The 26,620-nt window shown below is 69.5% G+C and carries 23 protein-coding genes and 5 pseudogenes; 12 read left to right on the top strand and 16 right to left on the bottom strand.

Annotated features, from left to right (window positions below; all coding sequences use genetic code 11):
* Positions 1-83: 83 nt before the first annotated feature.
* From K1X59_RS19075 to K1X59_RS22090, 3 genes are read left to right on the top strand one after another with little or no spacing between them, the layout of a single operon-like run.
* On the top strand, positions 84-1,601 hold the full coding sequence (locus tag K1X59_RS19075; protein WP_220173727.1) for an FGGY-family carbohydrate kinase: 1,518 nt from the start codon (positions 84-86) through the stop codon (positions 1,599-1,601).
* Entirely contained in the window at positions 1,598-2,698 is a 1,101-nt protein-coding gene (locus K1X59_RS19070; protein ID WP_258566946.1) for a hypothetical protein, read from the top strand. The genes K1X59_RS19075 and K1X59_RS19070 overlap by 4 nt, the downstream gene beginning before the upstream one ends.
* Positions 2,695-3,231 (top strand): hypothetical protein, encoded by a 537-nt coding sequence (locus K1X59_RS22090; protein ID WP_258566945.1) that lies wholly within the window; start codon positions 2,695-2,697, stop codon positions 3,229-3,231. The genes K1X59_RS19070 and K1X59_RS22090 overlap by 4 nt, the downstream gene beginning before the upstream one ends.
* Positions 3,232-3,252: 21 nt before the next feature.
* Here the strand turns inward: K1X59_RS22090 and K1X59_RS19065 are convergent, their stop codons facing one another.
* A complete protein-coding gene (locus K1X59_RS19065) occupies positions 3,253-3,498 on the bottom strand; it encodes a hypothetical protein (RefSeq protein ID WP_183151198.1) in 246 nt (81 codons plus the stop codon).
* Positions 3,499-3,529: 31 nt separating this feature from the next.
* Positions 3,530-5,473: a heavy metal translocating P-type ATPase gene (locus K1X59_RS19060; protein WP_258566944.1), complete on the bottom strand. Its 1,944-nt coding sequence runs from the start codon at positions 5,471-5,473 to the stop codon at positions 3,530-3,532.
* 204 nt (positions 5,474-5,677) lie between these two features.
* Between K1X59_RS19060 and K1X59_RS19055 the strand changes: the two genes are divergently transcribed.
* On the top strand, positions 5,678-6,886 hold the full coding sequence (locus tag K1X59_RS19055; RefSeq protein WP_244632208.1) for an endo-beta-N-acetylglucosaminidase H: 1,209 nt from the start codon (positions 5,678-5,680) through the stop codon (positions 6,884-6,886).
* On the opposite strand, the gene K1X59_RS22085 is transcribed toward K1X59_RS19055, so the two are convergent.
* Both K1X59_RS22085 and K1X59_RS22080 read right to left on the bottom strand, forming a co-directional pair.
* Positions 6,887-7,759 (bottom strand): glycoside hydrolase domain-containing protein, encoded by an 873-nt coding sequence (locus K1X59_RS22085; RefSeq protein WP_309491606.1) that lies wholly within the window; start codon positions 7,757-7,759, stop codon positions 6,887-6,889.
* 125 nt (positions 7,760-7,884) lie between these two features.
* A pseudogene (locus tag K1X59_RS22080) lies at positions 7,885-8,690 on the bottom strand (glycoside hydrolase domain-containing protein); the annotation flags it as partial.
* Positions 8,691-8,693: 3 nt separating this feature from the next.
* Between K1X59_RS22080 and K1X59_RS22075 the strand changes: the two are divergent.
* Complete coding sequence (locus K1X59_RS22075) at positions 8,694-9,032, top strand: hypothetical protein (protein ID WP_258566942.1); 339 nt, start codon at positions 8,694-8,696, stop codon at positions 9,030-9,032.
* 44 nt (positions 9,033-9,076) lie between these two features.
* On the opposite strand, the pseudogene K1X59_RS22070 reads toward K1X59_RS22075, so the two are convergent.
* The 4 genes and pseudogenes from K1X59_RS22070 to K1X59_RS19035 all read right to left on the bottom strand — a co-directional run.
* Positions 9,077-9,565: pseudogene (locus K1X59_RS22070) on the bottom strand (alpha-1,2-mannosidase); the annotation flags it as partial.
* Between the two features lie 538 nt (positions 9,566-10,103).
* The gene (locus K1X59_RS19045) at positions 10,104-11,039 is read right to left on the bottom strand and encodes a carbohydrate ABC transporter permease (protein ID WP_220173726.1); all 936 of its coding nucleotides are present in this window, start codon (positions 11,037-11,039) and stop codon (positions 10,104-10,106) included.
* Complete coding sequence (locus tag K1X59_RS19040) at positions 11,036-11,962, bottom strand: carbohydrate ABC transporter permease (RefSeq protein ID WP_244632205.1); 927 nt, start codon at positions 11,960-11,962, stop codon at positions 11,036-11,038. The genes K1X59_RS19045 and K1X59_RS19040 overlap by 4 nt, the downstream gene beginning before the upstream one ends.
* 3 nt (positions 11,963-11,965) lie before the next feature.
* Positions 11,966-13,267, bottom strand: a complete 1,302-nt coding sequence (locus K1X59_RS19035; RefSeq protein ID WP_183151196.1) for an ABC transporter substrate-binding protein — start codon at positions 13,265-13,267, stop codon at positions 11,966-11,968.
* 214 nt (positions 13,268-13,481) lie between these two features.
* On the opposite strand from K1X59_RS19035, the gene K1X59_RS19030 reads away from it, so the two are divergent.
* Positions 13,482-14,792, top strand: a complete 1,311-nt coding sequence (locus K1X59_RS19030) for a glycosyl hydrolase (protein WP_183151195.1) — start codon at positions 13,482-13,484, stop codon at positions 14,790-14,792.
* Between the two features lie 138 nt (positions 14,793-14,930).
* Here K1X59_RS19030 and K1X59_RS19025 read toward each other — a convergent pair.
* A pseudogene (locus K1X59_RS19025) lies at positions 14,931-15,836 on the bottom strand (LacI family DNA-binding transcriptional regulator); the annotation flags it as partial.
* A gap of 205 nt (positions 15,837-16,041) precedes the next feature.
* Here K1X59_RS19025 and K1X59_RS19020 point away from each other — a divergent pair.
* Together K1X59_RS19020 and K1X59_RS19015 are read left to right on the top strand one after the other, a co-directional pair.
* Complete coding sequence (locus tag K1X59_RS19020) at positions 16,042-19,035, top strand: glycoside hydrolase family 38 C-terminal domain-containing protein (RefSeq protein ID WP_220173725.1); 2,994 nt, start codon at positions 16,042-16,044, stop codon at positions 19,033-19,035.
* Positions 18,968-19,393 (top strand): annotated as a pseudogene (locus K1X59_RS19015) (hypothetical protein); the annotation flags it as partial. The gene K1X59_RS19020 and the pseudogene K1X59_RS19015, both read left to right, overlap by 68 nt.
* A gap of 149 nt (positions 19,394-19,542) precedes the next feature.
* Here K1X59_RS19015 and K1X59_RS19010 read toward each other — a convergent pair.
* Genes K1X59_RS19010 through K1X59_RS19000 form a run of 4 tightly spaced genes read right to left on the bottom strand, consistent with a single transcriptional unit; the run spans position 19,543 to position 21,336 of the window.
* Positions 19,543-20,235 (bottom strand): hypothetical protein, encoded by a 693-nt coding sequence (locus K1X59_RS19010; protein ID WP_183151193.1) that lies wholly within the window; start codon positions 20,233-20,235, stop codon positions 19,543-19,545.
* Positions 20,232-20,690 carry a MarR family winged helix-turn-helix transcriptional regulator gene (locus K1X59_RS19005; protein ID WP_183151192.1) on the bottom strand — a complete coding sequence of 153 codons (459 nt, stop codon included), beginning with the start codon at positions 20,688-20,690 and terminating at the stop codon, positions 20,232-20,234. The genes K1X59_RS19010 and K1X59_RS19005 overlap by 4 nt, the downstream gene beginning before the upstream one ends.
* Positions 20,691-20,749: 59 nt before the next feature.
* On the bottom strand, positions 20,750-20,878 hold the full coding sequence (locus K1X59_RS22610; protein ID WP_309491605.1) for a hypothetical protein: 129 nt from the start codon (positions 20,876-20,878) through the stop codon (positions 20,750-20,752).
* 11 nt (positions 20,879-20,889) lie between these two features.
* On the bottom strand, positions 20,890-21,336 hold the full coding sequence (locus K1X59_RS19000) for a hypothetical protein (RefSeq protein WP_309491604.1): 447 nt from the start codon (positions 21,334-21,336) through the stop codon (positions 20,890-20,892).
* Positions 21,337-21,461: 125 nt separating this feature from the next.
* Between K1X59_RS19000 and K1X59_RS18995 the strand changes: the two genes are divergently transcribed.
* The 3 genes from K1X59_RS18995 to K1X59_RS22060 are packed head-to-tail and all read left to right on the top strand — an operon-like array spanning position 21,462 to position 23,901.
* On the top strand, positions 21,462-22,694 hold the full coding sequence (locus K1X59_RS18995; RefSeq protein WP_183151191.1) for a glycosyltransferase: 1,233 nt from the start codon (positions 21,462-21,464) through the stop codon (positions 22,692-22,694).
* A 14-nt stretch (positions 22,695-22,708) separates the two neighbouring features.
* Positions 22,709-23,143: a glycosyltransferase gene (locus K1X59_RS22065; protein WP_258566941.1), complete on the top strand. Its 435-nt coding sequence runs from the start codon at positions 22,709-22,711 to the stop codon at positions 23,141-23,143.
* Positions 23,137-23,901, top strand: coding sequence for a glycosyltransferase family 4 protein (locus K1X59_RS22060; protein ID WP_258566940.1), 765 nt, complete (start codon positions 23,137-23,139; stop codon positions 23,899-23,901). The genes K1X59_RS22065 and K1X59_RS22060 overlap by 7 nt, the downstream gene beginning before the upstream one ends.
* Before the next feature lie 67 nt (positions 23,902-23,968).
* Here the strand turns inward: K1X59_RS22060 and K1X59_RS18985 are convergent, their stop codons facing one another.
* Positions 23,969-24,619 carry a hypothetical protein gene (locus K1X59_RS18985; protein ID WP_220173724.1) on the bottom strand — a complete coding sequence of 217 codons (651 nt, stop codon included), beginning with the start codon at positions 24,617-24,619 and terminating at the stop codon, positions 23,969-23,971.
* A 51-nt stretch (positions 24,620-24,670) separates the two neighbouring features.
* Positions 24,671-24,832: a hypothetical protein gene (locus K1X59_RS18980; protein WP_183151189.1), complete on the bottom strand. Its 162-nt coding sequence runs from the start codon at positions 24,830-24,832 to the stop codon at positions 24,671-24,673.
* An 87-nt stretch (positions 24,833-24,919) separates the two neighbouring features.
* On the opposite strand from K1X59_RS18980, the pseudogene K1X59_RS18975 reads away from it, so the two are divergent.
* Positions 24,920-25,891 (top strand): annotated as a pseudogene (locus K1X59_RS18975) (GlxA family transcriptional regulator).
* On the opposite strand, the gene K1X59_RS18970 reads toward K1X59_RS18975, so the two are convergent.
* Positions 25,840-26,613, bottom strand: a complete 774-nt coding sequence (locus K1X59_RS18970) for an NRDE family protein (protein ID WP_244632203.1) — start codon at positions 26,611-26,613, stop codon at positions 25,840-25,842. The pseudogene K1X59_RS18975 and the gene K1X59_RS18970 sit on opposite strands and share 52 nt — an antisense overlap.
* Between the last annotated feature and the right edge of the window lie 7 nt (positions 26,614-26,620).

Below are 26,620 nucleotides of genomic sequence, written 5' to 3'. Positions count from 1 at the left end.
CTCCCTTGCGTCATGAAATCGATTTCGCGTACAGTGGCCACCAGATCGGCAGACGTCGACGTCCGGCATCAGGGAGGACACAAATGCGCTGCACCCTCGGGGTGGACATCGGCACATCGAGCAGCAAGGGCGTGCTCGTGGATGCCACCGGTTCCATCGTCGCGACTGCGACGAGGGCGCACGACGTCGACCGCCCGCACACCGGCTGGGTGGAGATGGACGCGCGGATCTGGTGGGACGAGTTCGTGTCGCTCACCCGAGAACTGATCGAAGCGGTCGCGGACGTGGAGATCGCCGGGGTCGGAGTCAGCGGGATGGGGCCGTGCATCCTGCTCGCCGACGAGAGCGACGAGCCCGTGCGCCCCGCCATCCTCTACGGGGTCGACACCCGCTCCACGGCCCAGATCGACAGGATCACCCGGGAACTCGGCGTCGAGGAGATCACCCGGGTCGGCGGCTCGACGCTGACCTCGCAGGCCGGCGGACCGAAGATCGCCTGGGTCGCCGATGAGGAGCCCGACGCCTGGGCGCGGGCCCGACGCCTGTACATGCCGGCGTCCTGGCTCGCCGGCCGACTGACCGGCGCTTACGTGCTCGACCACCAGTCCGCCAGTCAGGTGTCGCCGCTCTACGACATCGACGCGGCGCGCTGGCATGACGCGTGGTGGGCGAGATACGCCGGCCCGATCGCGCAGCCTCGGCTGCTGTGGGCCGGGGACGTCGCCGGCGAGGTGACGACGGAAGCCGCCGCGGCCACGGGCATCCCCGCAGGCACCCCGGTGATCACGGGGACGATCGACGCATGGACCGAGGCGGTGAGCGTCGGCGCGCACGAGGTGGGCGACCTCATGCTCATGTACGGCACGACGATGTTCATGGTGTTCACGAACGGCACCGAGAGTCTGCGCACCCCCTCCATGTGGACGACGTCCGGAGCGTTCGCCGGCACGCGCAACCTCGCAGGCGGGCTCTCGACCTCCGGCGCTCTCACCGCATGGATGACCGAGCTCACCGGAGCCGACTATCCCGTGCTCCTCGCCGAAGCCGAGGCCTCTGGGCCGGGCGCCCGAGGGGTGCTCATGCTGCCGTACTTCGCGGGGGAGCGCACGCCGATCCAAGACCCTGACGCCCGCGGCGTGATCGCCGGCCTCACCCTCGAGCACACGCGCGGCGACCTGTACCGCGCCGCGCTGGAGGCCACTGCGCTGGGGGTGCGGCACAACGTCGAGACGATGCGCGCAGCGGGCGCCGACATCCGTCGGATCGTGGCCGTCGGCGGCGGGACCCAGGGTCGGCTCTGGCTGCAGATCGTGTCGGACGTCACCGGCCTCGTGCAGGAGTTGCCCGAGACGACGATCGGCGCGAGCTACGGCGCGGCCTTCCTCGCGGCGACCGCGACGGCGGCTCCCGGGGCGGCACCCGCCATCACCGACTGGAATCCGATCGCCGAGCGCATCCGGCCGCAGACACAGCTGCAGCCCCTCTACGACACCCTCTTCGACCGATATCTGCGCTTGTACGAGGGCTCCCGGTCCGTCATCCACGACCTCGCCGCCGCGCAGCGGAGAACCGAACCCACCCCCAACCCGGAGGCATCATGACCACCTACACCCTGCCGGCCCCGGCCGCTCGTCCCGCAGCCGCCCCGCAGACGGCGTACCTCATCACCTCGGGTGACCTGCGCGAATCGGCGAACGTCGCGGGATGGCCGACCCAGGCCGAACTCGAAGCAGGCGTCACCGGGGTGCTGAACGGGCTCGGGTGGGAGGTCGTCCGCCCCTTCGGCGTCGATCCCGTCACCGGTCATGGCTTCATCTCGAGCCAGCGGATGGGCCTCGAGGTGTTCCGGAGCATCCCGGTGGATGCGCCCCTGGTCGTGGCGATTGCGAATTGGCAGTACTCGCATCACGTGCTCGCAGGCCTTCGCACGCATGAGGGTCCGATCCTCACGGTCGCGAACTTCGCCGGGGACTGGCCCGGCCTCGTCGGCCTCCTCGGGCTGAACGCGGGACTCACCAAGATGGGCAAGCCCTACGCCACGACCTGGTCGGTCGACTTCACCGATGAGTGGTTCACGGACGGCATCAGGGAGTGGACCGAGACCGGCTCCATCACGCACGACGCCTCGCACGTGCGCGCCCTGCCCGCCCTCCCGGACAGTCCAGAGAAGCAGCTGGGAGAAGCGCTCGCCGCGGAACTCCTCGCCGACAAGGCCATCATCGGCGTCTTCGACGAGGGGTGCATGGGCATGTACAACGCGATCTTCGACGATGAACTGCTCAACCGCACCGGCATCTACAAGGAGCGGCTGTCGCAGTCGGCGCTCTACGCCGAGATGCTGGAGGTCGCCGATGACGAGGCCGATGCCGCGTACGACTGGCTGATCGACGCCGGCATGACCTTCCGATACGGGACGGATGCCGCTACCGAGCTCACGCGCGAGCAGGTGCAGTGGCAGCTGAAGATGTACATCGCCGCGCTGCGCATCGCCGACGACTTCGGCCTCGATGCGGTCGGCATCCAGTACCAGCAGGGTCTGAAGGACCTGGTGCCGGCCTCGGACCTGGCCGAGGGGATCCTGAACTCCACCGAGCGCCCTCCGGTGCTGTCGCGTGACGGTTCGCGTGTGCTGCATGAGGGGCGCGCGTTCCCGCACTTCAACGAGGCCGACGAGGGGTCGCGGTCGACGCGCTCGTGACCGACCGCGTCTGGCGCGCGATGGGACTCGTGCCCGACAACACGCTGCACGACGTGCGGTGGGGCGAAGACTTCGACGGGCAGTTCGTGTGGGTGTACGAGATCTCCGGCTCCGTGCCGGGATCGCATCTGGGCGGCTGGCAGAACGCCGAGGGCTGGCGCCAGGGGCATGTGTTCTTCCCGGCGGGGGGCGCGACCGTCAACGGCGTCTCGAAGCCGGGCGAGATCGTGCTGTCGCGGGTGTTCATCGCCGACGGCATCCTGCAGGCCGACATCTTCCGTGCGAGCGTCGTGGAGCTGCCCGAGGAGGAGACGCAGCGGCGCAAAGACGCGACGAACCCGGAGTGGCCGATCGCGCACGTGGTGCTGCACGGCATCTCTCGTGACCAGTTCATGGCTCGCCACAAGGCCAACCATGCCCAGCTGGTCTATGCGCCCGATGCCGAGACGGCCGACCGTGCACTCATCGCGAAGGCGGCGATGTTCGCGGGTATGGGGATCGCCGTCAACCTCGTGGGCGACGTCGCGATCTGAGTCGAGTCCGCGCCGCGGAGACTACTGCGAGCGCCAGAATCGCGTGGCGAGGTTCGTCAGTTCCTTGTCGAGGTCGTCGACCTTGGATTCGATGCGGCCGAGCCGGGCGTCCATGCCGTCGATGCGTGCCGAGAGGGTGCCGTCGATCCGGTCGACCTCGGTGCGGATGATGCGGCTGAGCTGTGTCGTCATGAGCGTCATCCCACCGAGCATCACGGCGGCGAAGAGTCCGATCAGGGTCCATACCTGCGGGTCGTTCAAGGGCATGCCTCCAGTCTGTGTGTGGAGGGCCAGCGTGTCACGGTATTCCGGTGGCGGCAGACGCGGAACCCGGTGGTTGTGCAGAACCCGTCGATGAGGGATTCGGTGCAGTGTGGGAGACCGCATCGGGACGGAGTCCACTCGGCGGACCGCTCAACGCCCGCAGGGCGTACAGGATCGTCGCGAGATCCACGAGCTCCTGCACGAGCGCACCGACGACGGCCGGGATGACGCCGGTCATCGCGACGATCATGAGGCCGACGCTCAGCCCGATGCCGATCCAGATCGCGGTCAGGGCGACGCGAAGGGTGTGGCGCCCGATCGCGATCGCGTCGACGACCTTCGCGAGCGAGTCGACCAGGATCACGACGTCGGCGGCGTCGCCCGCGGCCGTCGCTCCCTTCGCCCCCATGGCGATCCCGATGTCCGCGGCCGCCAGCACCGGGGCGTCGTTCACGCCGTCGCCCACCATCAGCACCGGTCGGGGCTGGAGCTCGGAAGCGAGTCGGACCTTCTCCGGTGGGAGCAGCTCGGCGTGCACCTCGTCGATCCCGATCTGCGTGCCGACGGACTCGGCCGTCGAATGCACGTCACCCGTGAGCATGACGACCCGCTCGACCTCATGCACGCGCAGCCATGACACCACCGCCGCCGCCTCGGGGCGTGCGGCGTCCGCGAGCACGAGGATGCCGGCGAAGCCTCCGTCCACCGCCATGTAGGCGGCGGCCTCACCCACGCCGAGCGTCGCTCTGACGGTGTCCGGTGCGAGCGAGGCGACGTACGCCGGCTTGCCCACCACGACCGTCCGTCCGCCGATCGTGGCCGACACCCCGTTCGTGGCCGTCTCGCTCGCCTCTTCGGCGGCGTGCAGCACGAGGCCCCGTGCGGCGGCGGCACGGCGGATGCCGTCGGCGAGGACGTGCGATGAGTACTGCTCCGCCGAGGCCGCGAGCTGCAGGATCTCTTCTGCGTCGAATCCCGCGGCCGGTCGCACGTCGACGAGTTCCGGGCGGCCCTGCGTGAGCGTGCCCGTCTTGTCGAAGGCGGCCGAGCGCACGCGGGCGATCTGCTCGACGACGGCCCCGCTCTTCATGATCACGCCCGACTTGGCCGCTCTCGACAGACCGCCGAGGAAGGCGACGGGGGCCGCGATCAGCAGCGGGCACGGCGTCGCGAGCACGAGCACCTCGGCGAAACGGGTGGAGTCGCCGGATATCGCCCATGCCGTGCCGGCCAGGACGAGCGCGACGGCGGTGAACGGGATGGCGAAGCGATCGGCCAATCGCACGATCGGCGCGTGCGAGGACTCGGCGGAATGCACGAGCGCGACGATCTGCTGATACTGGCTGTCGGCCCCGGTGCGCAGCGCGCGGATCCGGATCGCGCGGCTGCCGTTGATGGCGCCGGACAGCACCTCCTCGCCCTGGGTGCGGGTGACCGGCATGCTCTCGCCGGTCAGCGAGGATTCGTCGAACGTGCCGTTCTCGGTGAGGAGGATCCCGTCGACCGGAACGATCTCGGCGGGGCGCACGAGCAGGACGTCGCCCACGACGACGTCGTCGACGGGCACGTCGCGTGATTCGTCCGACTCGGCTGCCTCCGGTGTCGAGAGCACGTGGGCCGTCCGCGGAGAACGGTCGAGCAGTGCCGACAGATCCCGCTTGGCGCGGCGGCCGGCGAAGTCCTCGAGCGCTTCCCCACCCGACAGCATGAGCACGATGATCAGCGCGGCGATGTACTCCCCGACGGCGAGTGTGGCGACCATCGCGACCACCGCGAGGATGTCGAGTCCGACGTGGCCCCGGAGCACGTCGCGCACCATGCCCACCAGCGTCCAGGCCACGACGGCCGCGACGTAGATCGTGGCGACCCAGCGACCGATGTCCTCCGCGTCGGCGGCGTGCAGGATCCCGACGGCGATGAACACGACGACCGTCAGGGTGATCACCGGATACCGCCAGAGGAGCCGAAGAGCGCGCATGGCTCCAGCATCCCCGGAAAGGACCGCGTTCGCCAGGGCGGGCATGGTGCCCATCGGTCTGGTCGGTGCCCGCCGCCCACGTCGTCGGCAAGATCCTTCCCGTGCGGTCACTCTTCCGACGCGATTACTTAAGCGATATAGTCGGCCCCACGTCGCGCAGCCGCGACGGAAGAGCGACACCGACGCCAAAGGAGACGATCTGTCATGAACCAATCGAACGCCGGGAACCATCGCTTGGGCAGGGGAATCACGGCCCTCGCCGCGCTCGCGGTCGCCGGAGGGGTCGCGTTCGCGGGAGGGGGTGCCGCCACCGCTGACACGGAGGATGCCGATCCGAAGCTCGCGGTCTATGTCGAAGTGAACTCGAACGATTTAGTCAATGTGGCCGACTACACGCTGGCGGACTCGGGGCGCGCGGCCATCGACATGGCGATGATCTTCGCCGCCAACATCAACTACGACGGGGAGAAGGCGTACCTCCACTTCAACGAGCGCGTCACCGAGACGCTGGAAGACGCCGAGGGCCAGATCCGACCGGTTCAGGCGGGAGGCACCAAGGTGCTGCTGTCGGTGCTCGGCAACCACCAGGGCGCCGGTTTCGCGAACTTCACGACCTACGCCGAGGCTGATGCCTTCGCCGCTCAGCTCGCCGACGCGGTGACGACGTACGGCCTCGACGGCATCGACTTCGACGATGAGTGGACCGAATACGGGGCGAACGGCACGCCGCAGCCGAATCCGCAGTCGTTCGGCTGGCTGGCCAGCGCGCTGCGCGATCGGCTCGGGCCGGACAAGATCATCAGCCTGTATGCGATCGGGCCGACGTACACGACCACCGATTTCAGCCTCTTCGACACCGCGAGTGTGCTCGACTACGCGTGGAATCCCTACTACCCGACCTATGACGCGCCCACGGTTCCGGGTCTCGACGAGCGGAGTCGGATCGGCGCCGCGGCGATCGACCTGTCGAACACCTCGGCCGCGACCGCGGCCGACTTCGCCGCGCGGACGGCGGCTGACGGGTACGGCGTCTACGTCGCCTACAACCTCACCGCGACGGACCAGTCGGCTTTCCTGTCGGGGATCACGGAGGAGCTCAAGGGCGAGGCGACCGCGTACCGGGCGGCGCCGCGTGACACGACGCCGCCCACCGTCACCGTCAAGGAAGGCGCGCGGTTCACGAAGAGTAGGGCGGACGGCGTCTATCAGCGCGTGAGCTTCGCGCTCCACGACGAGGGGAAGATCGACCGGCTGTACGTCAACGGAGTCCTGAAAGACCTCACAGACGACAGATGGAGCGATCTGAACTTCGTGAAGCCCGGCGCGTTCGGGGCGGTCCGCGGTTCCAACACCCTGCAGGTCGTCGACGTCGCCGGCAACACCACCGAGGTGTCGTTCATCCTGTCGAAGTGATCACCCGAGGTCGAAGACCTCGACCTGACGGATAGTGACCTCGGCATCCGCCCGCACGCGGATCGCCGGGGTCACGACCCGAGACCTCAGCGTGAACGGGGTGGTGCGGTCGGCGGGGAGGTCGCCGACGTGCGTCGGGGGCGCGGGTATCCAGGTGCCGTCCACCCCGATGACCTCCCACCGGAGCGACGACGACGATGCGGCGTCGACCATCGTGACGGTCACGTCGCTGACGGCCCGGGGTTCCGGGAACCGCCACCCTGCCCCCTCACCCTCGGCCAGGGTCACACCGCCCGAACCCGCAGGATCTCCGTCGTCGAAAAGGAAGGCGGCGCCGACCACCGCGGCCGATGCGATGACCTCGCCGGTGCCGCCCGTGAGGTCCTGGCACCACGCGGTGCCATCCGTGGCGGTGGAGCCGCCCTTCTCGAGCGCCTCCGCCGAATCGGTGCCGAAGTCCAGTTCGAGTTCCACGTCGCCGGCGAGTGCAGCGAGGGGCAGCTCGGCTCCGTCGAGTGCGACCCCGTCGATCCCGGCACGGCGCAGCACCCGGGCACCCGGCTCGCTGCGACGGGAGCGGATGCGCAGGGACGACCCGTCGCCTCGGTCGACGCGGATGTCGTCGAAGAGCGGTGAGCCGATCCGCAGGACGCCGGACGCGAGCTCCAACGGATACAGCCCGAGGGCCGCCCACAGCCACCAGGCGCTCATCTCGCCGTTGTCCTCGTCGCCGGGGAACCCCTGGCCGATGTGCGCCCCGGCGAACAGGCGTCCGGCCAGGTCGTGCACGATCGCCCCCGCGCGCCACGGACGGTCGGAGAACGCATACATGAAGGGGATGTGATGGGCGGGCTGGTTGGAGATCGCGCACATGCCGGAGCGCAGCGCTCTGGCCTCCGCTGCTCATGGATCACGGCCCCGTACGCGCCGCCGAAGCGCTCCTCGGCGGTCTCCGGTTCGGCGAAGAGCGCGTCGAGGTGACGACCGAGCCCACCGGGTCCGCCGTGCAGAGCCGCGAGCCCGTGACCGTCGTGGACGGCGCCGACCGACATGCCCCACGCGTTCGTCTCGACGTTGTCGCCGCCCCACGCCCGCGGATCGAAGCCGGGCGCGAACTCGCCATCCGCATCCCTGCCGCGGAAGAACCCGGTGCCGGCGTCGTACAGGGACCGGTACGAGAGCGCTCTGTTGGCGAAGTACCGGGCGAAGGCGCGGTGGCGGGCGGCGTCCTCCTCGGATCCGGCGTCCTCGGCGAGCTGCGCGGCGAACCGGCCGAGCGCGGCATCGCTCACCGCGTTCTCGATGCTCCAGCTCATGCCCTCGGGCACGGCGGAGGAGATGTACCCGGTGAAGCGGCCCTGCGCGATGCCCTTGCGCCCCCTCCGGGCGTCGGGTCCGGGCTCGCAGGCGTTCCGCCAGCCGCTCTCGAACGCGGCAGGGCGATCGAACGCCACGCCCCACCTGCTCGCGTCGGCGAAGATCTGATCGCTCGAGGTGCCGACCATGCTGTCGACGTATCCGGGGCGCTCCACCGGGCCATCCATCCGCCGTGGCGGTACTGGGCGAGCTGGCCGTCGAGCAGTCGTCCCGTGAGGGCGGGGTCGAGAAGGGCGAGTGCGGGCCATTCGGTGCGATAGGTGTCCCAGTAGCCGTTGTTGACGACCAGCTCGCCCTCCGCGACCGGCGCACTCGTCGTCGCGCGCTCACCGTAGGGCTCGCGGGGGACGAAGACGTCGGCGAACCGCCACACGGGTTGCCCCGCCGTGCCGGTGTTCTCGGCGGCGCTGTTCGGATACAGGTGCATGCGATGAAGGGCCGCGGCGATCCGGGCTCGGTGCTCCTCATCGGCCAGCGAGCGGTACCGCGCCGCGTCCGCTGGCATCGGGGGATCGTGACGCGCTCGAGCACCCGGTTCCAGGCTGCGGCGGCATCCTCCCTCAGCTGCTCGTACGGCACGGATGCCGGCGCCTCCAGGGCGAGGTTGCGCCAGGCCTGCTCCACGGAGAGGAACGACACCGCGATGCGGACCTCCAACCGGCGACGCGCGGCGATCCAGCCCGCGACCCGTCCGCGCCCGTCGTCGTCGAGCATCGAGCGCTCGCCCGGACTCCCGGGGTCGTCCGAGATCACGGCTCCCGCGAAATAGCAGCGCGGTGCGTTGCCCCAGTCATCGGGGCCCTCCGGGACCCAGCCCTCGAAGTGGTCGTCGTCCGTCCAGACGAGTCGGCCCTCATCCGTGAGCTGATCGAGGACGAGACCGACACGCGCATCCGCGTCGTCGGCCCGGACCCGGAAGGCGGCCGCGTGCGAGGTCGCCGTCATCTCGGCGTGCAGTCCGTCGCCCAGCTCGACGGCATATTCGTGCGGACGCGCCCGCTCCGAGCCGGGGACGATCCATCGCCTCCGACCGGCACGCTGCGAGGTGGGGCGACCGAGGAACGGCATCACCTGCAGCACGGCGCGATCGCCGATCCACGGACTCGGCTGATGCGAGAACTGGAGAGCCTCCAGTCGACGCCCAGCGGGATCGTCGTGCACGGACGGGCGATAGGGCCAGCGGGAGTCCGACGCATCGGTGGCGGGCGTGACGAAGGTGAAGCCGTGGGGTACGGCGACCGCCGGGATCGTGTTGCCGCGCGAGAAGCGGGGCCCCGAGTGGCTGCCCCGACGCGTGTCCACCCGCTCCACTGGGGGATGTCCCCGGGAGAGGGGCGTTCCTCGACGAGGACCTGCACGAACCCGGTCGCACGCGCGGGGAGTCCGGATGCCGCGGCGAGGGACGCGGTGCCGAGCACGAGCTCCACGGCCCCGCGGCGATCGGAGCTCAGCGGCGCGAGCGAGACGGTGTCGGCGTTCCACTGCTCGGGGAACGACCACTTGGCGCCGAACTGCGCTTCGGCATCGAGGGGGAAGTCGTAGCGGTCGCGGACGGCGGCGTGATCGCTCAGGCGCCTGCCGTCGGGAAGGCGCACGTCGACGGTCACGGCGAGGGCGGCGTGCGGGGCATGCGTCGCGTCGCGGCCGTCGGCGTAGAAAGCCCAGTGCAGCACGGTCTCGCTCGTGAGGACGATGTCCGTCAGCTCCGGGACGTCCACCCGGTGCTCGCCGACGGCCGGGTCGAACGTGAATGCGAAGACGGGTCCGGGGAGCACGCCGACGCGCGGACGAGACGACGGCGGATCCGCGGGCCCCGCCGCCGGGGCGAGGTGCGCGGTGCTCACCCCTTGATCGCCCCCTCCTGCACGCCCTTGAAGAAGAAGCGCTGCGTGAAGGAGAACATGATGACGATCGGCACCAGCGCGATCATGGTGCCGGCGGCGATCAGGCGCGGGTCGACCGAGAAGCTGCTGTTGAGGTAGGCCATGCCGACCGTGAGCGTGTACTTCGAGGGGTCGGACAGCACGATCAGCGGCCAGAGGTAGTCGTCCCACGCGCCGATGAACGCGAAGATCGCGACGACCGAGACCATCCCGCGGATGTTCGGCCAGACGATGTGGCGGATGCGCTGCCACGTCGTCGCACCGTCGACGGTCGCGGCGTCCAAGACGTCCTTGGGGATCATCCGGCAGGCGGTGGCGATCAGCAGCACGTTCATCGCGCTGATCGCGCCGGGGAGGAACACGCCCCACAGGGTGTCGGCCAGACCCAGCGCGCGGATCGTGAGGAAGTTGCTCGTGACCGTGACCTCACCGGGGAACAGCAGGGTCGACAGCAGGATCCCCATGACGATCCACTTGCCGCGGAAGCGCATGCACCCCAGGGCGTAGCCCGCGAACGTGGCCAGGACCACGTTGCTCACGACCGTGCCGATCGAGACGAGCAGCGAGTGCCACGCGTAGAGGTACACCGGCACGATGTCGGCGACGCGCGAGTAGTTCTGGAGGGTCGGATCGCGCGGGATGAGCTCCGGCGGGAAGGAGTAGATGTTCTCCTGCGGGCCCTTGAACGAGGTCGACAGCTGCCAGATGAACGGCCCGATGACGAGGAACAGGACCAGGACGAGGAGGGCGTAGCGACCGATCAGCCCGCCGAGGGGCGGCTTGCTGAAGTCGCCGGAGCCGCGGCGCCGGAAGATGCGCTCGCGCGCGGGAGACGAGGGGCGATCCTCGACGGCGGGGGAGTCGTCGGCGCGGGGCGGGGTGAGGGTGCTCATGCGGGAGCCTTCGCCTTCTTCTCGCGATTCATGAAGGCGATCGCGGCGAGCGGGATGAGGGTGAGGAGGAACAGCGCGACGCTGATCGCGGACGCGTAGCCGATGTTGCCGTTGAGGCCGGAGCCGACCTGGCGGATCAGCATCACGAGCGACATGTCGTAGCCGCCGGGGCCGCCCGTGCTCTTGGAGAGCACGTCGAGTTCGGCGAACACCCGCATGGCCGACACGGCGATCAGGACGGAGATGAGGAGCATCGCGCCGCGCACCGAGGGGATCGTGACGGAAAGGAAGCGGCGGAAGGCACCGGCCCCGTCGAGCATCGCCGCCTCATGCAGCTCCTTGCCGACGTTTCCGAGGGCCGCCAGGTACACGACCATGTAGTAGCCGAGGCCCTTCCAGACCGTGAGCAGGATGGCGCAGCCGAGCAGCAGCCAGCGGTCGACGAGGAACGCCATCGGCTGGTCGATCAGGCCGAGGAACTCGAGGGTCTGGTTGATGATGCCGCGGCTGTCGAACAGCCAGGTCCAGATGAGGGCGACCACGACGACCGACGCGATCACGGGGAAGTAGAACGTGGTGCGGAAGAACGAGATGCCCGGCAGCTTCTTCTGCACCAGCAGCGCCAGCAGCAGTGGGAGGACCGTCAGCAGCGGGACGCAGACGACGACGTAGATGAGGCAGGTCGTCAGCGCGTTCCAGAACATCTCGTCGCCGAACATGCGCTCGTAGTTGGCTCCGCCGACGAATCCGGGCGTGCGCAGCGGACGCGCGTCGGTGAAGCTCAGGAAGACCGTGTTGAGGAACGGCCAGAGCGCGAACACCAGCACCCAGATGACGGCGGGGGCGATGAGGAGCCAGGGGGTGAACCACTTGTGCGATCTCATGGTCGTCCCTCTGCCCCGGATGCCGGTGTTCGCGCTCATGGCTTACTGATCCACGCGGTTCGCGTTGGCGTACTCGACGATCTTGTCGAGCTGAGCCTTCGGGTCCGCTTCGCCGTTGATGGCCAGGGCGATCTGCTGGGTCATGTACGTGGCCATGTCGGAGGTCCACTGGAACGGCAGCGCCTTCGCATCCTTCATCGCGCCGAACACGGTGTCGATCGCGGCGAGCTGCTTCTCGTCGGTCACCGTGGAGGCGATGTTGTCGACGACCGCGTCGCCGCCGGCGGCCGTGCCGGGAGCGGTTCCGACGGCGAGGGACGAGAACGCGACCTGGTTCTCCTCGTTCGTGACGAACTCGGCGAAGGCCAGCGCTGCTTCCTTGTTGTCCGAGTCGGCCGACACGTTGAGGCCCTGCACGTACAGCGGCGCGATGCCGAGGCGCGGGGTGGCCACGGTGTTCTCCAGCAGGGCCGGAGCGTCCTTCTGGAGGTCGGTCGTGAAGCCCGTGCCTCCGGTCGTGAAGGCGACCTTCTCCTGGATGTAGGCCTCGGCGTTCCCGCCGTAGTCGCCCGTCAAGGCCTCGGCGGGCATCGCCCCGGCGGCGTAGGCGTCGGCGTACGCCTGGATGATCTCGGCGGCCTCGTCGGTGTTGAAGTCGAACTCGCCCTCGTCGTCGATGACCTCCATGCCCGCAGCCGTGAACGTGTCGAGCGCGGGGATCGACGAGAGCAGCTGCACCTTGCCCCCGGACTCGGTCGCGACGTCCTTCGCGAGGTCGAGGAGTTCGTCAACGGTCGTCGGAAGGTTGTCCTCCGTCACGCCGTAGGGGGCGAGCTGCGCGAGGTTCCACCACGAGGCGTCGCTGGAGAGGTACCAGGGGAGCCCGTACGTGCCGTCGACCCCGGGGTATTGGCTGTACGAGTCCCAGGCGCCGGCGTTGTAGACCGACTTCAGCTCGGGGTCGGCGGTCTCGATGTCGACCAGCTTGCCCGCGGCGACCAGGGGGTAGGCGATGTCCGGCGGCAGGTTCAACACGTCGGGAAGGGTGTCGGCGTTCGCCTGGCTCAGGATCTTGTCCTGGTAGCCGTCGCCCGGCTGGTCGAGCCACTCGACCTTCACGTCGGGGTGCTCCTTCTCGAACGCGTCGATGAGGTCCTCGAAGTAGGGGGTGAACTTCTCGTTCTTGAGCGACCAGGTCTGGAACTGGATCGATCCGCTCAGTTCGCCGGAGGTGTCGATGGGGCCGGAGTCGCTGGTGGCTCCGCCGCCCCCCGTGCAACTCGTCAGCGCCAGAACGCCGATGCTGAATGCTGCCAGAGCGACAATGCGTGTGGGAACTTTCATCGTGCTTCTTCCTCGAGGCGGGCGAATCCGCGTGCCGTCCACGAAGGGACTACAACGCTTTAGCAGATGAAACCATCCGATTCCTCCGCTGTCAAGACGCAGAGCGCTTCGCTCCTGACATCGCTGGTCGGAGCGGTGTGTTGCTCGTTGCTCAAGCGTTATAGTGGTGCGACCATGGCCTCGCCCGAGGTCACCGTCCGAAAGGTCCGAACACATGACGCAGCGCGGCGCTCTCGATGCTCCCCTGAGATTCGGGGCGAACTACACGCCGTCGAAGGACTGGATGCACTCGTGGCTCGACCTCGATCTCGACGATGTGCGCCGTGACTTCGCCGCCCTCGCCGCGCTCGGACTCGACCACGTCCGTGTGTTCCCGCTGTGGACGGTGCTGCAGCCGAACCGGACCCTGATCCGGGCGAAGGCGGTCGACGACGTCCGCGCCGTGGTCGATGTGGCCGCGGAGTTCGGACTCGACGCGAGCATCGACGTGATCCAGGGGCACCTCTCCAGCTTCGACTTCGTGCCGTCATGGCTGTACACCTGGCACGACAAGAACATGTTCACGGATGAGAAGGCGCTGCAGGGGCAGATCGCCCTCGTCGAGCGGCTCGGACAGGCACTGCGCGATGCGCCGAACTTCTTGGGCCTGACGCTCGGCAACGAGACGAACCAGTTCTCCGCGCACACCCACCCCTCGCCGTGGCCGGTCACGCAGGACCAGGCCGGCGCGTGGATCTCGTCGCTGCTCTCGGCGGCGGAGTCCTCAGCTCCGGGACTGCCTCACGTGCACAGCGAATACGACGCGGTCTGGTACATGGACGGGCACGGCTTCACTCCGGCCCATGCCTCCCGGCTCGGCGCGATGACCACGATCCATTCCTGGATCTTCAACGGCACCGCCCAGCGCTACGGCGGTCGCTCGGTCGCCTCCGACCGGCACGCCGAGTATCTGATCGAGCTGTCCAGGGCGTTCGCGACCGATCCGGAGCGGGTGGTGTGGCTGCAGGAGGTGGGTGCGCCGTCGAACTGCCTCGACGAGGGCGAGATGCCCGGCTTCCTGGAGGCGACCGTCCGCTCGGCCGCGCGCACCGAGAACCTGTGGGGCATCACCTGGTGGTGCTCGCACGATGTGAGCCGCGACCTCGGCGACTTCCCCGAGCTCGAGTACTCTCTCGGTCTGATCGGCCAGGACGGCGCGGCCAAGCCCCTCGGTCGGCGTCTCGCCGAGCTCATCCCCGAGCTGCGTCGGCGCACCGCCCCGCCGCTGCGCGACACCGCGATCGTCGTCGACGTCGACGAGCGCGAGGTGCCGCTCAGTCGCGCGGCGCTGAGCCCCGGCGGCGCGGTGTTCCAGGCGTGGGCGGATGCATGCGCCGCAGGACTCGACCCCGCGCTGGTCACCTCCCGCGATGCCCTCGACCCCGCCGCGCTCGATGCCAGGGGCATCCGTCGCCTCATCCGTCCCGACCTGTCGGCGAGTGCCGTCGACCCCTACGGCTCGGTCAACACCGTGGTCCAGGGCTGAGTGTCGCACCGTCGGCGCCCCGCGGGGCGGTGCTCGTCCGGAGGGCTGGGGCTCGTCAGGCGAGGTCGGCGGGGGTGCCGTGCTCTCGCGCGCTGTGAGCACGGGGGTGGGGCCTTCGACGCTGGGCAGCGTCGTGCCCGCCTCGATCTGACGCAGCAGGAGGGTGGCCGCCGTCTCGCCGAGCTCGAAGGTGTCTCTCGTCATCGCGGTGATCGACGGATTGATCAGTCCCGCGATGACCGAGTCGTCGAAGGAGGCGAGTGAGACGTCGCGAGGGACGTGCCGCCCCATCTCCTGCGCGACGCGGAGTCCGGCCACGGCCATCACGTCGTTGTCGTACACGATCGCGGTCGGACGCTGTCGTCCCGACAGCAGGGTGCGGGTCACCGCGGAGGCGCGGGCGGGCGAGAAGTCGGTCGCGATGACCTCGCCGTGGATGCCGTCGGATGCCATGCTCTCCAGCACCTCGGCGCGGAGGCGTGTGTGCTCCAGCTCGGCCGGTCCGGCGACGTAGGCGATGCGGGAGTGGCCCAGTGCCGCGAGGTACGAGAAGAGGGTCTCGGCCACGGCGTCGTCGCCGATCCACACGCTCGGCACCGCACCCTCGGGCGAGGGCTTGGAGCCGATCAGCACGGCGCGCGCATCGAGGGCGGCGATGCGGTCGCTGCGGGGGTCGTCGTCGCGGGGGTCGATCAGGATGATGCCGTCGACCTGGTTGGAGGAGCGCCACTGCCGATGCACCTCCATCTCCTCGGCGATGTCGGTCACGAGGCGCAGCTGCAGGCTGACCTTGCTCTCGGACAGCCGCGACTCGATGCCGGCGATCAGATCGGTGAAGAACGCCTCGGAGCCGAGCGACCGTGCCGGACGGGCGAGCGCGAAGCCCACCGTGTTCGCGCGGGCGCCGACAAGGGCGCGCGCGGCCGAGCTCGGCTGCCAGCCGTTCTCGTCGACGATCGACAGGATGCGCTGCCTGGTCTCATCGCTCACGCCGGGACGACCGTTGAGGGCGAACGAGACGGCGCCGGGGGAGACGCCGGCCATGCGCGCGATATCGGCGATCGTGACACGTTTCGCCGGACTCATAGTCCCTCACCCTACTTGATCGGTTTAGCGCTCTGGAAGACGCGGGACAGGTGATCTAGACTCATCACTAGATCGCTTTAGTAAATCCGATAGCATCAACCGGACGCCCGCACGGCGCGGCGCCGCGAACCAGCACTCACCGTCGAGCCCGGAGAACACACCCATGCATGACGACACCTCCCTCACCGTCGGCCGCGTCAAGCGGGTCCTCGAAGAACGGATCCGCCCCGCGATCCACTCGACCTCCGTGCCGCTGGACGTCGCCCTCCACCTGCTGCCCAGCGAGCCGATCGCACCGGCGGAGGGTCTGGCGCTCGACTTCGAACCCGGAGCCGTCGGCGCGCAATGGGGGCCGGCGTGGGGGACGACGTGGTTCCGACTGACCGGACGCGTGCCGGCGGAATGGGCGGGTCGTCGCGTCGAGGCCCTGATCGACCTCGGCTTCGACGTGAACATGACGGGCTTCCAGTGCGAGGCTCTGGCATACCGCCCGGACGGGACGCCCATCAAGAGCATCAACCCGAGGAACCAGTGGGTGCCGATCACCGAGAGCGCGGTCGGCGACGAGCCCGTCGAGCTCTACCTGGAGGGCGCGTCGAACCCCGTCCTCCTCGACTACCACCCCTTCCTCCCGACGCAGGAGGGCGACATCCTCACCTCCTCGAAGGAGCCTCTGTATCGGCTCCGGCGGCTCGATCTCGCGGTGTTCGAGAAGGAGGTGTTCGACCTCTCCCTCGACCTCGAGGTGCTGTTCGAGCTGCAGGCCGAGCTGCCGTCGACCTCGCCGCGCCGCATGCGCATCCTGCAGGCCCTGGACGACGCGCTCGACGTGCTCGACCTGCAGCGCATCGTCGAGACCGCGTCGGACGCCCGTGCCCGACTGGCCGAGGTGCTGGCCGCCCCCGCCGAAGCCAGTGCGCACCGGATCTCGGCCGTCGGTCACGCGCACATCGACTCGGCGTGGCTGTGGCCCGTGCGCGAGACGATCCGCAAGGTCGCCCGCACGACCTCCTCGATGACGACGCTCATCGAGGAACAGCCCGACTTCCAGTACGGCATGTCGAGCGCGCAGCAGTACGCCTGGATCAAGGAGCATCGTCCCGAGGTGTGGGAGCGGGTCAAGGCCGCTGTCGCCGCAGGGCGCTTCCTGCCTCTGGGCGGCATGTGGGTCGAGTCCGACACCGTGATGCCCACGGGCGAGTCCCTCGTGCGGCAGTTCTCGCACGGGCAGCGGTTCTTCGAGCGGGAGTTCGGCATCCGGTCGAAGGGCGTGTGGCTGCCCGACAGCTTCGGCTACTCGCCGGCCCTGCCGCAGCTGATGCGCCGTGCCGGGTTCGAGTGGTTCTTCACGCAGAAGATCTCGTGGAACCAGCAGAACGTCTTCCCGCACCACTCGTTCCTCTGGGAGGGCATCGACGGTTCGCAGGTGTTCACGCACTTCCCGTCGATGGACACCTACAACTCGCAGCTGAGCGGCATGGAGGTCGCGAAGGCCTCTCGGCAGTTCAAGGAGAACCGGCACAGCTCGCGGTCGATCGCCCCGGTCGGCTGGGGCGACGGCGGCGGCGGCACGACGCGCGAGATGACAGGGAAGGCCGAGCGCCTGCGCGACCTCGAGGGCAGCGCGCAGGTGGTGTGGGAGCATCCGGACGTCTTCTTCGATGCTGCCAAGGCCGAGCTGCCGCATCCGGCCGTCTGGGTCGGCGAGCTGTACCTCGAGCTGCACCGGGGAACGCTCACCAGCCAGCACGCCACCAAGGCGCTGCACCGCTGGGCCGAGCACGCGCTGGTCGAGGCCGAGCTGTGGGCGGCGACCGATGCCGTGCGCACCGGCGCCGCCTATCCTCAGGCCGAGCTCGACCGGCTGTGGCAGGCTGTGCTGCTGCACGAGTTCCACGACATCCTGCCCGGTACATCGATCGCGTGGGTGCACCGCGAGGCCGTCGCGGTGCTGACCGATGTGCTGTCGGATGCGGAGGACATCTCGGTCGCCGCCCGCCGTTCGCTCGCGGGCGAGGGCGACCGGGAGCTGCGGTTCGATCCGACCTCGGTCGGGCGCGGTCGCGCGCTCGGGGCGGCCTTCGTGGCGGAGCCCACGGCGGAGCCGGTCTCGCTCACGGAAGAAGACGGCGGCTGGCGCCTGGAGAACGAGCTCGTCTCCGTGCTCGTCTCGGCCGATGGTCTGATCGTGTCGGCCGTCGACAAGGCCACCGGCCGCGAGGCCGTCGCGCAGGGCAGGGCCGCGAACCTGTTCCAGCTGCACCAGGACTTCCCCAACATGTGGGATGCGTGGGACATCGACCGGTACTACCGCAACAGCGTCGACGACATCACCGCGGTCGCGTCCATCGAGGCGTCCGTCGTGAAGGGCGTCGCGCAGATCGTGGTCGTGCGCCCGTTCTCCGAGTCGACCATCGCGCAGACGATCATCCTCGCGCCCGAGTCGCGCACGGTGCTGCTGCGCAACGAGATCGACTGGCATGAGACCGAGAAGCTGCTCAAGCTCGCGTTCCCGCTCGACATCCAGGCCGCGCACACCGAGGCCGAGACCCAGTTCGGCTACCAGTCGCGGGTCACGCACACGAACACCAGCTGGGAGGCGGCGAAGTTCGAGACCTCCATGCACCGGTTCGTGCTGGTGCGCGAGCACGACTTCGGTGTCGCCCTCGTGAACGACTCGATCTACGGGTACGACACGGCGCGCGAGGTCTCCGACGACGCGGTGACGACGACCGTGCGGCTGTCGCTGCTGCGTGCCCCGCGGTTCCCCGATCCCGACACCGACCACGGGCACCACGAGATCGAGGTGGGCTTCGTGATCGGCGCGGATGCCGCGATCGCCACGGCCGAGGGCATCCGCATCAACGCTCTGCCCACGGTCGTGCGTGGTGCGCGGGAGGTCGAGCCCCTGGTGAGTGTGCAGGGTGAAGGCATCGTGGTGTCGTCGGTCAAGCTCGCCGACGACGGCTCCGGTGACGTGATCGTGCGCGTGTACGAGGCGCTCGGTCGGCGTGCGACCGGAGAGCTGACGATCGGCTTCGAGCACCGGGAGGTGCGCGAGGTGACTCTGATCGAAGACGACATCGACGATGCGCGGACCGGGGGCGCCCTGCGTCTGCGGCCGTTCGAGGTGCGCACGCTCCGCATCGTGCGCTGAGCCCGCGCGTCGGGGTGACGGGCGCGGCCGTGTTGTGCCGACGGGCCGCCGGGTGGACGATGACGGCATGGTGAGCATCGAGGAAGTGCGCGCGATCGCCCTGGCTCTGCCCGGGGTCGAAGAGACCGTGAGCGGACACACCGGCGAGGCTGCGTGGCGGGTCAGGAGCGGACAGTTCGCGTGGATGCGAGGCCCGAGCGCGACGGACCTGCGTCAGCTCTCCGAGCTCGGACGGGACTGGCCGTCAGGAAAGGTGCTCGCGGTGCGCGTGGGCGACCTCGGTGAGAAGGAGGCCCTGCTCGCGGCCGAGCCCGAGGACCTGTTCACGATCCCGCACTTCGACGGCTACGCCGGGCTGCTCGTGCGTCTCGATGTCGTCGACCGGGACCGACTCGAGGAGATCATCACGGATGCTTGGCTCGTGCGCGCCCCGCGCCGGTCGCGAAGGAGTGGCTGGCGGAGCACGGGCTGGAGTGATCGGGTTCCTGGCGGCAGCCCGTCGTCCGCTCAGTCCGCGGCGGTCAGGAACGGTCGCGCGGCGTCGAGGAACGCGCGAGGCTCGTCGGCCCAGAGCCGGATGCTCGTGACCTCGTGCTGTCCGCCGCGCGGTGCGAGTCCCGGAAGATGGACGGCCAGAGGGCGCTCGAGTTCGATCTCGATGTTCGTCTCGTCCTGCATCCGCTCCGCGTACTCGGCGCCTTTGTCGGACACGGTCACGCGCGGCCGCTTCGGCTCGTCGACGCGCTTCGAGATCGCCACGGAGGCCACCGCCTCCCACGGGATGAAGACGTCGACCTCCAGACCGCTCCGCACGTGGATGCCGTCGGGGCCGACGGCATGCGGGCGCAGCAGCATCGCGCACAGCAGCCCCAGCATCCAGGTGAGTCCCCAGATGCCGAGGATCAGGATCGGGATGCGCACGGCGGGCCACGGGTGCACGATCAGGTCGAGGATCGGGATCTCGACGGCGGAGAGCACGATGAAGATGAGGAGGACGGTCAGTACCGGGCGGTGGTAGCCGATCCCCGTACCACCGGCCGGCACCGCCGGCCGTCTCGCGATCGCGCGGCCGATGCTCGAGTACACGCGCAGCTCGGCGATCAGCGCCCGATGGAGCAGGCTCCCGATGCGGGCGGTGCGCGTCGGGGCGGTCGGCGGAGCCGGCTGCTTCGCTCCGCTCACGCTCTGCTCGGCGATCATGGGGCGTCTTTCGTGGGCTCGCCCGCCGCCTGAGCCACGAGCTGCTCGAGGTGTGCGGCGATGGCGGAGACTCCGCGCTCCACGGCGTCGCGGTCCTCCGGGGCGACGGCCGCGAGCAGTGTCGCATTGAGGTCCGTGTGCTCCTTCTGCATCTGTGCCATCGTCTCGGAGGCCGAGGCGGTCAGCTCGACCAGCACCGCTCGCCGGTCGGAGGGATGCGGCGTGCGCCGGACGTGCCCCGTGGCCTCCAGGGCGTCCACGAGCCCTGTGATGTTGCGGGGACTGACCTCGCACAGTCGGGCGAGCGTCTTCTGAGTGGACGGGCCCGCGTGCTGCAGGGTCCACAGCAGGTGGACCCGCGCCGTCGTCAGTCCCGTCCCCTCGAACGCACGTGCCATGTCGCGTTGGAACAGGTCGCCGATCTGGAGCAGGCGGTCGAGCAGCAGCGGATCCATAATGATGATGCTACTACATAGTTACCCGACTTCACTAGTTGTGTAGTCGGAGTGCGAGATCAGGCGGGCGGCAGGCGCAGCACGTCGGGCGACTCGCCGCCCGTGAGATCGTCGGCGATGCGGAGGCTGCGCGCGAGGTCGTCGAGCGCGCCGATCAGGGTGCCGAAGCGCTCCTTGGCGCTGCACACCGCGGTCAGGGTTACCAGGTGCGTGCCCGTGTCCCAGGTGTAGGTCGCGAAGGGGGAGAGGCGGGAGACGGCGGCATCGGCACGAGCAGCTTCTCGCCCACGCCCAGTCGGGTGGGGAACGACTCGGTGTCGTCGTAGTCCATCGGCATCGAGGCCCGTGCGATCCGCACATCCGGCGTCAGGACCTGTGCGGTCGCCATCGCCACGACGAGTTCGGGCTCGGCCTTCCAGGTCCATACGAGCACCCTGCCGTCCGCCCGCTTCATGAGCATCGGCGCCGCCTGGCTCATCGCCCACGCGCCGAACCGCGAGCCGGGCCGTTCCGTCGCGCCGACGGCCGCGTTGACCTGACCGAGCAGCATCCGGATCGCGGCCTTGCGATGCCGGCGGCCCTTCCACCCCAGCGAGTCCGTCACGGGAATCCACAGCTGGGGATCGGCCTCGGCGCTCAGTCGCATGCGCTCCACGCTACTGGCTGAGGCTGAAGGGATGCCGGTATGCCTCGGCGGTCCGATCAGGGCCCTCGGGTAGAGTGGCCAGCGCCCGACCAGGGCTCTCCTTGGCCGCCACATCGTAAGGCAGCATGTCTGTGACCTCCTCCGACGATCCGATCGATCCGTCGAGCGGCCCCGCCGCCGAGCCCGCGCCCCGCCCGCTCAAGATCCTGATCGGCTGCGACACGTTCGCGCCCGACATCAACGGCGCCGCACGGTTCGCCGAGCGCCTCGCCGCCGGCCTCGTCCAGCGCGGGCATGACGTGCACGTCGTCGCCCCCAACCAGGCCTACCGTCGCACGCCGGCCCGCACCGAGGTGATCGAGGGCGAGCCGATGACCCTGCACCGGCTGCCCTCCGTGCGCTGGCCCCCGCACGACTGGCTGCGGTTCGTGTGGCCGTGGCGCTCCAAGCACTACGCGCGCACAGTCCTCGACCAGGTCCAGCCCGACATCGTGCACATCCAGTCGCACATCGTGATCGGCCGCGGTCTGTCGCGCATCGCGCACGAGCGCGGTATCCCCGTGATCGCCACGAACCATGTCATGGCCGAGAACATCCTCGACCACACGACCATGCCGAAGTTCATCGACGACCTCGTCCTGAAGTTCGCCTGGGCGGATGCGAAGCGCACCTTCGATCTCACGCGTGCGATCACGACCCCGACCCGTCGCGCCGCCGACTTCCTCGAGAAGACCGTCGAGGTGCAGGGTGTCATCCCCGTCAGCTGCGGCATCGACCGCACGCAGTACTCCCCCGTCATCGGACCCCGCGACAAGAACCGCATCGTCTTCGTCGGACGCCTCACCGCCGAGAAGCAGGTCGAGGTCATCCTCCAGGCGATGACGAAGCTCGACCCGGCGCTCGACACGACGTTCGACATCGTCGGCGGCGGCGACCAGCGCAAGCAGCTCGAGCACCTGACCGCGCAGCTCGGGCTCGCCGACCGTGTCACCTTCCACGGTCGCACCACCGACGAGGAGCTGCGGGCCCTGCTGTCTCGCGCGAGCCTGTTCGTGATCGCGTCGATCGCCGAGCTGCAGTCGATCGCCACGATGGAGGCCATGGCCTCGGCCCTGCCCATCGTCGCGGCGGATGCCGTCGCGCTCCCGCATCTCGTGCACGACGGCGAGAACGGGTACCTGTTCACGCCGGGAGATGTCGACGAGCTCGCGGCGCGCCTCACCGATGTGCTCACCGCGTCGCCGGACGAGTACGAGCGGATGCAGCGGGCCTCGCTCGACGGTGTCGTGATCCACGACATCAACCGCACCCTCGACACCTTCGAGGCGCTGTACCGCGACGAGCCGTTGCCCGAGTAGCAGAGCGGCCTGACATGCACATCGTCTTCTTCGGCGATCAGCACCTCGACTCCCTCGGCGGCGCGCAGGTGTCGATGCGGCTCCAGCGCGAGTTCCTCGAACGCGCAGGCCACATCGTCACGGTGGTCGCGCCGCGGATGCACGGGTCCCGTCCCTCGTCCGGCTCGCACGGCGGGGCGTCCATCGACCTCCCGTCGATGCCGATCACGGTCGACCGCGAATACTCGATGACCTGGCCGGGCCGCGCGACCGATCGGACTCTCGACTCGGCGATGACCAGGAGGCCGCCGGTCGACCTGGTCCACGTGCAGGCCGACTTCTGGGGCGCGTTCATCGGTCACAGGTATGCCCGCCGCCACGGCATCCCCGTCGTGCACACCATGCACAACCGTGTCGATGTCGGGATCGCTGCGGTCACCCGCTGCACCGCCCGGTCCTCGCGGTGCTGAACGCATGGCGACGCGTCGCGATGCGCGGCATCGGCGACCCGGTGCGCGGCACCGACGGCTGGGCGTTCCTGCGCGGACTGGCTGCGGGCGCATCCGCCGTGACGGCGCCGTCGACGCACTTCGCCGCGCGCCTCGAGCAGCATGACGTGTTCCCGCGGGTCGATGTGATCTGGAACGGCATCGACGACGACCTGCGAGACGAGATCCTGGCCGCAGCACCTGCGGAGCGCACTCCGGGCCGGCCGCGCTTCGTGTGGTTGGGGCGGATGAGTCCTGAGAAGCGTCTGCTGCCGTTCCTCGAGGCGTTCGTCGCCTCAGGGGTCGATGCCGACCTGGAGGTCATCGGCGGCGGGGCGCAGCGCGCAGCTGCGGAGAAGATCGTCGCCGGCCACGCGGGCGTGCACTTCGCCGGCCGCCTCACCTACCCGCAGACTCTGGCGCGGATCGCCGCCGCCGACGCGCTCGTGCAGACGTCGATCGGCTTCGAAACCCAGGGGATGACCCCGTTCGAGGCCGCCACGCTCGGCACGCCCTCCGTGATCTGCGACCCCGACATCGCCGCCGAGCTGGGCGGGGGCTCTGGGCGGTTCCGGATGCCGGCGCCGACGCGTCGGGCCGCGAGCTCGAGAGTCAGCGGGTCGCTGCGCTCGCGGAGACACTGCAGCGCGCCGCATCCGACATCTCCGTCGCGGCTGCGCCCACTCCGGTTGCTGCGGTGTCGGAGGCGTTCCGACAGTCGTCGCGCACCGCCGCGATGATCGAGGTCTACGACCGGGTGCTCGCCGCTGGTTGAGCCGAAGCGGTCTCAGAGGTATCGGAGCGGACTCAGAAGTACTGGTACAGCCCGATCGTGAGTCCCGTGAACACGAGGCCGACGGCACCGGCTCCCGCGACGCCGATGGCGATGCCGGTGAGCAGCCGTGACGGGGAACGGCGCACCGCGATCAGTCCCAGCACGAGGGCGACGACGTAGGCGAAGAAACTGAGGATCCCGATTCCGTTGTCGAGCGCGAGCATGAACTCGAAGGCACCACCGCCCCCGTAGACGAAGGGCCGTGCCAGGGAGCTGAGCAAGTTCACTGCGAGAGTGGCCACGGCGATCACGAACGCCGTGACGCCGAGCGGGTTGGCTGCGCGCCCCTGCCCCTGGGGTGGGACGTGCCCGGGGAATCCGGTCCCCGGCGTCGCGTACGCCGGCGGGATGGCAGAGGTGGATGCCGGAAAGGCGGTCGGATACGCCGTCGGATACGCGTGGGGTGCCGGGGCGGTCGCGGCGGGATGGCCTTCCGGGCCGGCGGGGTGGTCCGGGCCGGCGGGGTGGTCCGGGCCGGCGGGGTGGTGCGGGCCGGTGGGGTATTGCGGAGCCGCGGGGAGATGGGTGGCGGGCGGAGGCGAGGCCGGCTGCTGCGGTTCCACGGGACCAGCGGGTTCGACGGGGCCGGTGGGGGGAACGGGAGGCTGCTGCGGCTCGCTCATGACGACGAGCGTAGCCCCGTCTGCTCCACGGCGTCGGAGGGAGCGTGCCGGTCAGCGGTAGGTGTGGCCGGACTCGGCCTGCTGGACGATGTCGCGTTCGGCGACGCGGGTCCAGTCGGTCGGAGTGCGGCGATAGCCGTCGCGGCGGAGTTCGACGACGGTGGCGACGATGGCCCACAGGGCGAGGAGGAGGAGAGCGAGGATGAGGAACATGGCAGAAACGCTACGTTCGGTGTTGAAACGCCACGAGTGGCAGAATAGACTCTGAACAAACGAAAACTGCCAATCGGGAGCATCTGCATGAAAACTGTCGCCTGCGTCGTCCAAGACGGTTTCGCGCCCTTCGAGTTCGGCGTCGCCTGCGAGGCGTTCGGTCTCGATCGCGCCGACGACGGAGTGCCGAATTTCGACTTCCGCATCGTCGCTCCCCGCGCGGGCGTCGTGACGTCGAAGATCGGCTTCTCGATCAACGTCGAGCACGATCTGGCCTACGCCTACGAAGCCGACCTCGTGGTGTTCTGCCCGCTGCCGCGGGAGCGCTGGGGCGACATCGACCCGCTTCTGCTCGACGTCGCCCGGCGTGCGGTCGAACGCGGGGCCTGGGTGATGAGCGTGTGCAGCGGGTCGTTCATCCTGGCCGCCGCCGGCGTGCTCGACGGACGCCGTGCGACCACGCACTGGATGTACGCCCACGTCATGGCCGACATGTACCCGCAGATCGACATCGACCCCGACGTGCTGTTCGTGCAGGACGGCAAGATCATCACCAGTGCAGGGACGGCGGCCGGGATCGACGCGTGCCTGCACCTGCTCCGACAGGAGGTGGGGGCCGAGCTCACCAATCGCATCGCCCGCCGCATGGTGGTCCCCCGCAGCGCGACGGAGGGCAGGCGCAGTTCATCGACCGTCCCATCCCCGTCGTGCCCACCGACTCGCTCGCCGCCGTCGCCGACTGGGCGGTCGCTCATCTGCGCGACGACCTGGGCGTCGACCAGCTCGCGGCGAGGGCCCTGATGTCGCCGCGCACGTTCGCGCGACGGTTCAAGGCCGAGTACGGGGCCACCCCCGCCGCCTGGCTCGCGCGCCAGCGCATCATCCACGCGCAGCGGATGCTGGAGCGCACCGACCTCCCCCTCGACCACATCGCCGACGAATGCGGGTTCGGGTCGGCGGCCGTGCTCCGGCAGAACTTCGCGAGTGCTCGGGCTCACCCCGACGGCCTATCGCGCGCGGTTCTCGTGCGCCGAGGAGTCGTCGGTGCCTGCGGCCTGATCGGGGCGGCTACCGCCTCGGCTACCCGCCCCAGTGCGCGGGCGAGGGGAGGGTGACGTCGCGCACCTCGACGCCCTCGGCGGTGACGGAGGCGATGCAGTACAGCAGTGACTGCGTCGGGTAGCCGTGCGGGCGGTTGTCGCGGATGATCGCCCTGTCGTCTTCTGGGGGAGCGCCGCCGAAGAGGCGAGCAGCGCCGTCCATTCCGCCGTCCAGTCCGGGCTATCCGCGGTCGGGCCGAGAGCGCGGAACTCCGGCAGCCAGGCCTCGATCCGCGGGGTCGTCGCGTCGTCGAGATCGTCGTGCGCGATCATGTGCGTCCCGGGGGCGATGCGGGTCTCCCGCAGTTCGACCCCGTCCCACGACAACACGCGTGCGCCGTCGGGGCCGACTTCGAGCAGGTTGAAGCCGTGCATCGACAGCGGTGCGATCGGCGAGCGGCCCTTCACCGATTCGAGGGCGAGGGCGCCACGGGAGACGGCCCGCCCGTCCGGCAGGTCGCGCACATCCGCCCGGTTCAGCAGCACGGCGAGCCGCCGCTCCCCGGGGTTCGCGGCGAGCCACGCACCACCTGCGCGGCGATCGCGGATGCCGATCACGCCGGGATAGTCCTCGGGCCACCAGGCGCCGAGGGAGTCCCAGGCCCGCAGCGGGTCCTCATCGCGGACCGCGAGCAATCGTGCGGATCCGGCATTCTCGACATCGATCACGACCGTGCACACGGGTGCC

The sequence above is a fragment of the Microbacterium sp. Se5.02b genome (assembly GCF_019464375.1).
Taxonomy (GTDB): Bacteria; Actinomycetota; Actinomycetes; order Actinomycetales; family Microbacteriaceae; genus Microbacterium.
This window is presented reverse-complemented; position numbering and strand designations above follow the sequence as displayed.

What these genes read in the sequence shown, in the direction of transcription:
- K1X59_RS19075 (WP_220173727.1), top strand. Translation starts at nt 84, where the DNA reads ATGCGCTGCACCCTCGGGGTGGACATCGGCACATCGAGCAGCAAGGGC.
- K1X59_RS19070 (WP_258566946.1), top strand. Translation starts at nt 1,598, where the DNA reads ATGACCACCTACACCCTGCCGGCCCCGGCCGCTCGTCCCGCAGCCGCC.
- K1X59_RS19065 (WP_183151198.1), bottom strand. Translation starts at nt 3,498, where the DNA reads ATGCCCTTGAACGACCCGCAGGTATGGACCCTGATCGGACTCTTCGCC.
- K1X59_RS19060 (WP_258566944.1), bottom strand. Translation starts at nt 5,473, where the DNA reads ATGCGCGCTCTTCGGCTCCTCTGGCGGTATCCGGTGATCACCCTGACG.
- K1X59_RS19055 (WP_244632208.1), top strand. Translation starts at nt 5,678, where the DNA reads ATGAACCAATCGAACGCCGGGAACCATCGCTTGGGCAGGGGAATCACG.
- K1X59_RS22085 (WP_309491606.1), bottom strand. Translation starts at nt 7,759, where the DNA reads ATGTGCGCGATCTCCAACCAGCCCGCCCATCACATCCCCTTCATGTAT.
- K1X59_RS22075 (WP_258566942.1), top strand. Translation starts at nt 8,694, where the DNA reads ATGAAGGGCCGCGGCGATCCGGGCTCGGTGCTCCTCATCGGCCAGCGA.
- K1X59_RS19045 (WP_220173726.1), bottom strand. Translation starts at nt 11,039, where the DNA reads ATGAGCACCCTCACCCCGCCCCGCGCCGACGACTCCCCCGCCGTCGAG.
- K1X59_RS19040 (WP_244632205.1), bottom strand. Translation starts at nt 11,962, where the DNA reads ATGAGCGCGAACACCGGCATCCGGGGCAGAGGGACGACCATGAGATCG.
- K1X59_RS19035 (WP_183151196.1), bottom strand. Translation starts at nt 13,267, where the DNA reads ATGAAAGTTCCCACACGCATTGTCGCTCTGGCAGCATTCAGCATCGGC.
- K1X59_RS19030 (WP_183151195.1), top strand. Translation starts at nt 13,482, where the DNA reads ATGACGCAGCGCGGCGCTCTCGATGCTCCCCTGAGATTCGGGGCGAAC.
- K1X59_RS19020 (WP_220173725.1), top strand. Translation starts at nt 16,042, where the DNA reads ATGCATGACGACACCTCCCTCACCGTCGGCCGCGTCAAGCGGGTCCTC.
- K1X59_RS19010 (WP_183151193.1), bottom strand. Translation starts at nt 20,235, where the DNA reads ATGATCGCCGAGCAGAGCGTGAGCGGAGCGAAGCAGCCGGCTCCGCCG.
- K1X59_RS19005 (WP_183151192.1), bottom strand. Translation starts at nt 20,690, where the DNA reads ATGGATCCGCTGCTGCTCGACCGCCTGCTCCAGATCGGCGACCTGTTC.
- K1X59_RS19000 (WP_309491604.1), bottom strand. Translation starts at nt 21,336, where the DNA reads ATGCGACTGAGCGCCGAGGCCGATCCCCAGCTGTGGATTCCCGTGACG.
- K1X59_RS18995 (WP_183151191.1), top strand. Translation starts at nt 21,462, where the DNA reads ATGTCTGTGACCTCCTCCGACGATCCGATCGATCCGTCGAGCGGCCCC.
- K1X59_RS22065 (WP_258566941.1), top strand. Translation starts at nt 22,709, where the DNA reads ATGCACATCGTCTTCTTCGGCGATCAGCACCTCGACTCCCTCGGCGGC.
- K1X59_RS18985 (WP_220173724.1), bottom strand. Translation starts at nt 24,619, where the DNA reads ATGAGCGAGCCGCAGCAGCCTCCCGTTCCCCCCACCGGCCCCGTCGAA.
- K1X59_RS18980 (WP_183151189.1), bottom strand. Translation starts at nt 24,832, where the DNA reads ATGTTCCTCATCCTCGCTCTCCTCCTCCTCGCCCTGTGGGCCATCGTC.